The sequence below is a fragment of the Curtobacterium flaccumfaciens genome (assembly GCF_051548005.1).
GTDB lineage: Bacteria > Actinomycetota > Actinomycetes > Actinomycetales > Microbacteriaceae > Curtobacterium.
Window position 1 is genome coordinate 1 of record NZ_JBPUGH010000185.1, and the last position, 6,000, is coordinate 6,000.

A 6,000-nucleotide genomic window follows, 5' to 3' on the forward strand; every position below is an offset into this window, starting at 1 on the left:
GATCGGCGAGGCCGCGCCCGGCGGGTCCGCGATGGTCGCCGACGGCGACCGCGTCGTCGCGGTCGACAGCGCCGTGCTCACGTTCGCCGACGACGTCTCCGACGACGAGATCGACGCCTACGTGGCGAGCGGGGAACCGCTCGAGGTCGCCGGTGCCTTCACGATCGACGGCCGGGCGGCCGCGTACATCACCCGCATCGACGGCGCTCCCTCGGCCGTGGTCGGACTGTCGCTGCCGGTGCTGCGTTCGATGCTGCTCCGCGGATTCGGCGCGACGTGGCACGACCTCTGGTCGATGTAGACATCCACACTTCTTCGCGCCGGTTCTTTGTGGACGCCGCTCAATTCGGGCCGCGGCAGCACGAATACGCTGACTTACCATGCCCCGTATCAGCAAGGTCCTCATCGCGAACCGCGGCGAGATCGCCGTCCGCATCATCCGCGCGGCCCGCGACGCAGGCAAGGCATCGGTCGCGGTCTACGCCGACCAGGACCGTGACGCCCTCCACGCCCGTCTCGCCGACGAGGCGTACGCGCTGAACGGCACCACGAGCGCCGAGACCTACCTCGTCATCGACAAGATCATCTCCGTCGCCCGACGCTCCGGCGCGGACGCGGTGCACCCGGGGTACGGGTTCCTCGCCGAGAACGCCGACTTCGCCCGTGCCGTCATCGACGCCGGGCTGACCTGGATCGGCCCCTCGCCGGAGTCGATCGAGCGACTCGGCGACAAGGTCTCCGCGCGCCACGTGGCCGAGAAGGTCGGCGCACCGCTCGCGCCGGGGACGATCGAGCCCGTGCAGGACGTGTCCGAGGTCTTCGACTTCGTCGACCAGGTCGGACTCCCCGTCGCGATCAAGGCGGCGTTCGGCGGCGGCGGCCGTGGGCTGAAGGTCGTCCGTGACCGTTCGTCGGTCGAGGAACTGTTCGAGTCGGCGACGCGCGAGGCCATCGCCGCGTTCGGTCGCGGCGAGTGCTTCGTCGAGAAGTACCTCGACAAGCCGCGGCACGTGGAGACCCAGTGCCTGGCGGACGAGCACGGCAACGTCGTCATCGTGTCGACGCGCGACTGCTCGCTGCAGCGCCGGCACCAAAAGCTCGTCGAGGAGGCGCCCGCGCCGTACCTGACCTCCTCGCAGGAAGAGCGGCTGTACGAGTCGTCCAAGGCGATCCTCCGCGAGGTCGGCTACGTCGGCGCCGGCACCTGCGAGTTCCTCATCGGTGCCGACGGCACGGTGTCCTTCCTCGAGGTCAACACCCGCCTGCAGGTCGAACACTGCGTCTCCGAAGAGGTGACCGGCATCGACCTCGTGCGCGAGCAGTTCCGCATCGCCGAGGGCGGCGTGCTCGACTACGACGACCCGGTGGCGCGCGGGCACTCGTTCGAGTTCCGCATCAACGGCGAGGACCCCGGCCGCAACTTCTTCCCCGCGCCGGGCCCGGTGCACGCGTTCAACGCGCCGTCCGGCCCCGGTGTCCGCGTCGACTCCGGTGTCGTGTCCGGCGACGTCGTGTCCGGCTCGTTCGACTCGATGCTCGCGAAGCTGATCGTCACCGGGTCCACCCGTGCCGAGGCGCTCGAGCGCTCGCGTCGCGCCCTCGCCGAGTTCGAGGTCACCGGCCTGCCGACCGTGCTGCCGTTCCACCGCGCGGTCGTGTCGGACCCGGCGTTCGCCACGGACGACGAGACGCCGTTCAGCATCTACACGCAGTGGATCGAGACGGACTTCCAGAACGACATCCCCGCGTGGAGCGGTGCGACCGAGGAGCTGCCCGCTCCCGCGTCGCGCGACACCGTCGTGGTCGAGGTGCAGGGCAAGCGCATCGAGGTCACGATGCCGTCGATCGTCGGCGGTGGCGCTGCCGGTGCCGCTGGTCGTCGTCCCGCCGGCCCGTCCGCTCCCCCGAAGCGTCGGTCGTCCGGCGTGCGAGGCGGACTCGCGTCGTCGGGTTCGGTGACGTCGCCGATGCAGGCCACCGTGGTGAAGGTCGCGGTCGCCGAAGGTGACACCGTGGTGAAGGGCGACCTGCTCGTCGTGCTCGAGGCCATGAAGATGGAGCAGCCCGTGCAGGCCACCCGCGACGGTGTCGTGAAGGCGCTCAACGCCCCCGTCGGCCAGACGATCTCGTCCGGCCACGTGCTGCTCGAGCTCGCGTAGCGCGCGGCGCGCGGCGCGGCTGCCGGAACCAGGTTCCGGACACAGCACCGTGGTTTTCCACGGTGCTGTGTCCGTTTCTCGGTGCGTCACCACGGCGGAGTAGTGCGGACCGCGCGAGCCACGGGCAATCCTGCACGCGCGAAGACACTCGGAGCGGCTCCACCGGGCAAGACGTCACGCCACGTCACCCTTCCCACACCACGGACTTGCGGCAGTGCACGGACGGCGTCCTCGCGGAGCTTCTCGTCGATGACGACGTCCTCCGGTGCACGCTGTCCCCGCAGGGAACGGTCCCGGTACTTGGCGAGTCCGTCGAACTCGATGACGACCCCGTACTCGGGGAACCAGAAGTCGACTCGCGCGACGAGTCGACCGAGGACTCGGAACTCGTGCTGCAGGATCGGCGCGGGGAGCCCGAGATCGTGGGCGACGAGGTGAGTCAGGCTCTCACCGGGTGATTCAGCACGCCCGTCCGCGATCTCGACCAGACGCCGAGCCCGCGCAGCGCCGCGTCGGTTCGTACGCCGGGACAGCTCGACGAGCAGCAGCTCCCGTGTGACGCCACGACTCAGCACAGCTTCGAGCACGACGATGGCGTGGCCGCGGTCGGAGCGGAGCGCGACATCGACGGCGGTCTCGACGAGGTCCGTCGTCTCGATGCCGTCGATCGCGACCGTGCTCACTCGGCGCCTCTGAGCCGGCACCTTGTCGCTGAAGCGCAGCCGCTGCGCTCGGTCTCGTCCGGGGTCGGTGAGCAGCACCCGTTCGGGGAACGGTCCGAACCACGGGAGCCCGTGCATGACCACGGCTGACTCGTGCGAGACGATGAGACCGGACTTCGAGCGGCTGACGACGGCGTCGATCCTGGCGCGGTGACGAGTGGCTTCGGATGCGCTCCGGAACGCAGCGGCCGAGGTCGTGATCCCGTAGCCGACCCGCACACGCTCACCGTTCGAACGTCGTCGTCGGGCGCCTCGGGCCGCGCCCTCGTCGACGGGAACGGAGAAGAGCGGCAGCCGGTCCATCGCCACAGGATCGGTCGGCTTCGGACATCCACGCACCGGAACGGTCCTCGCTGTGGACGTCAGCGCACACGACGAGCGCTGTGCAGGAGCGCCGGACGGCTGTCGGGTCGACTCGGCAGCTGTCGGCCGAGTTGTCGTGCAGCAGGCGCTATCGCACTGCGCAACGGACACAGCACCGCGAAGAAACGCGGTGCTGTGTCCGGAACCTGGTTTCGACGCTACGACACGAGGGGGCGGACCGCCTCGGCGAGGGCGTCGACGAGGGACTGCGCCTCCGCGGGGGTCGCCGCGACCGTGTCGATGTAGACCTTGACCTTCGGCTCGGTACCGCTCGGCCGGACGATCACCCGGGCATCGCCCTCGAGGTCGTACCGCAGGATGTCCGACGGCGGGAACCCGTCGGCCCCGTCCGCGTAGTCGGTCACGGAGCGGACGGCCACCGGGCCGAGCGACGACGGCGGGTCGGACCGGAGCGCTGCCATGATCTCCCCGATGCGCGACAGGTCGTCCACGCGCGTCGCCACCTGTCCGGACGCGAACGCCCCGAACTCGGCGGCGAAGGCCTCGAGGCGGTGGGCGATGGTCTGGCCCGCGGCGGCGAGCGTCGTCGCGAGGTCGAGCAGCGCCAGGGCTGCCGAGATGCCGTCCTTGTCGCGGACGACATCGGGGTCGACCAGGTAGCCGAGCGCTTCCTCGTAGCCGAACACCAGGTCCGGCACGCGCGAGACCCACTTGAACCCGGTCAGGGTGTCGCGGTACCCGAGCCCGTGCCGTTCGGCCACGCGTGCGAGCGCGGGCGAGGACACGATGGACGCGGCGAGCGTGCCACCCCGACCGTCCGCGGACGCCCGGGCAGCGGCCTGCCAGCCCAGGAGCCAGCCGACCTCGTTGCCCGAGAGCCGTCGGAAGGAACCGGCCCCGTCGGGGATCGCGAGCGCGAGCCGGTCGGCGTCGGGGTCGTTGGCGATGACGAGGTCGGCGCCCGCTGCGACCCCGCGTGCGACCGCGAGGTCCATCGCGCCCGGCTCCTCCGGGTTCGGGAACGACACGGTCGGGAACGCACCGTCCGGCTCGATCTGCTCGGGCACGGTGTCCGGGACGGCGTACCCGGCGCGCTCGAAGACGGCCCGCGCGGTCTCCCACCCGACGCCGTGCATCGCCGTGTAGACGACCTTCGGCTGCGCATCGACGCCGAGCGCCGGCGCGGGCACGGTCGCGGCGGTGGTGCCGACGTAGGCGTCGAGCAGCTCCGGGCCCGCGACGGTGTAGTCGGTCGCCCGGGGCAGGTCGACGATCGACCCCGCGGCGACCACGTCGATCGCGTCGGCGATGGTGGCGTCGACCGGCGGGACGATCTGCGACCCCTTGTCGGCCTCGCCGAGGTACACCTTGTACCCGTTGTCCCGCGGCGGGTTGTGGCTCGCCGTGACCATCACACCCGCGCCGACCCCGAGGTGCCGGACGGCGAACGCCAGCACGGGGGTGGGCAGCGCGGACGGCAGCAGCGTGACGTCGAGCCCGAGGCCGCGCATGACCTCGGCGGAGTCACGGGCGAAGACGTCGGAGTTGACGCGCCCGTCGTACCCGATCACGACGCTGCGCGATCGGCCGGAGTCGATCAGGAAGCGAGCCAGACCGGCGGCTGCCTGCGTCACGACGACGCGGTTCATGCGCAGGGGGCCGTACCCGAGCTCGGCGCGGAGCCCCGCGGTGCCGAACGCCAGGCAACCGGCGAAGCGGGCGTGGAGTTCCCGGACGGCTGGGCCGTCCCCGGTCGCAGCGGCCGCGACGGCAGCGTCGAGCTCGGTGCGGGTCTCGTCGTCCGGGTCCTGGGCGGACCAGGCGCGAGCGGTGGCGAGGACCCGGTCGAGATCGAGCTTCACCGCACCGTCGCCGGTCACAGCGCCGCCACCACGCGGGCGAGCAGGTCGGCGATGCGCGGCTCGGCTTCGCGACCGGCCTCGAGCACCTCGGCGTGCGACAGCGGCGTCTTCTGGATGCCCGCGGCGAGGTTCGTGATGAGGGAGAAGCCGAGGACCTCCATGCCGGCCTGCCGCGCGGCGATGGCCTCGAGCGCGGTGGACATGCCGACGATGTGCCCGCCGATGACCTTCGCCATCTGCACCTCGGCCGGGGTCTCGTAGTGCGGGCCGCGGAACTGCGTGTAGACGCCTTCGTCCAGCGACGGGTCCACGGAGCGGGCGACCTCTCGCAGTCGCGACGAGTACAGGTCGGTGAGGTCGACGAACGTCGCACCCTCGAGCGGGCTGTCCGCGGTCAGGTTGATGTGGTCGCTGATCAGCACGGGGGTGCCGGGCGCCCAGTGCTCCTTGATGCCGCCTGCGCCGTTCGTGAGGACCATCGTGGTGGCTCCGGTCGCCGCAGCGGTACGGACGCTGTGGACGACACGGCGGACGCCGTGGCCCTCGTAGTAGTGCGTCCGGGCGCCGATCACGAGCGCGTGGCGGCCGTCCGGCAGGGCGATCGACCGCACCGTACCGGAGTGCCCGGGGACGGCCGAGGCGCTGAAGCCCGGGACCTCGGACGCGGGGATCTCGGAGACGGTCTCACCGATGATGTCGGCGGCCTTGCCCCATCCGGATCCGAGGGTCAGGGCGATGTCGTGCCGGTCGATCCCCGACTTCGACGCGATGACGTCGGCGGCGGCGCGTGCGACCTCGAAGGGGTCGGCGGCGGGGTCGTTCAGCGGGTTGTCCGTGCTCATGCACCGATCCTAGGGCGCGCCGACGGCACGCCCGCAGCGCACACGCGCGACCGCCCGCAGCGCACACGCGCGACCGCACGCAGCGCACACG

General features: G+C 71.5%; 5 protein-coding genes. 2 read left to right on the forward strand and 3 right to left on the reverse strand.

Translation table 11 applies throughout. From position 1 onward, the window contains the following. Together ACSW7Y_RS15690 and ACSW7Y_RS15695 are read left to right on the forward strand one after the other, a co-directional pair. Nucleotides 1-301, forward strand: a 301-nt coding sequence (locus tag ACSW7Y_RS15690) for a Maf family protein (RefSeq protein WP_438127172.1), incomplete at its 5' end; no start/stop codon positions are given. Between the two features lie 79 nt (nt 302-380). Next, a complete protein-coding gene (locus ACSW7Y_RS15695; RefSeq protein ID WP_438127173.1) occupies nt 381-2,159 on the forward strand; it encodes an acetyl/propionyl/methylcrotonyl-CoA carboxylase subunit alpha in 1,779 nt (592 codons plus the stop codon). Nucleotides 2,160-2,245: 86 nt separating this feature from the next. Here the strand turns inward: ACSW7Y_RS15695 and ACSW7Y_RS15700 are convergent, their stop codons facing one another. From ACSW7Y_RS15700 to ACSW7Y_RS15710, 3 genes are all read right to left on the reverse strand, one after another. Then, nucleotides 2,246-3,184, reverse strand: coding sequence for a hypothetical protein (locus ACSW7Y_RS15700; protein WP_438127174.1), 939 nt, complete (start codon nt 3,182-3,184; stop codon nt 2,246-2,248). Nucleotides 3,185-3,402: 218 nt separating this feature from the next. After that, complete coding sequence (locus tag ACSW7Y_RS15705) at nt 3,403-5,067, reverse strand: phospho-sugar mutase (protein WP_438127175.1); 1,665 nt, start codon at nt 5,065-5,067, stop codon at nt 3,403-3,405. A gap of 14 nt (nt 5,068-5,081) precedes the next feature. After that, nucleotides 5,082-5,909, reverse strand: coding sequence for a purine-nucleoside phosphorylase (locus ACSW7Y_RS15710; protein ID WP_438127176.1), 828 nt, complete (start codon nt 5,907-5,909; stop codon nt 5,082-5,084). Between the last annotated feature and the right edge of the window lie 91 nt (nt 5,910-6,000).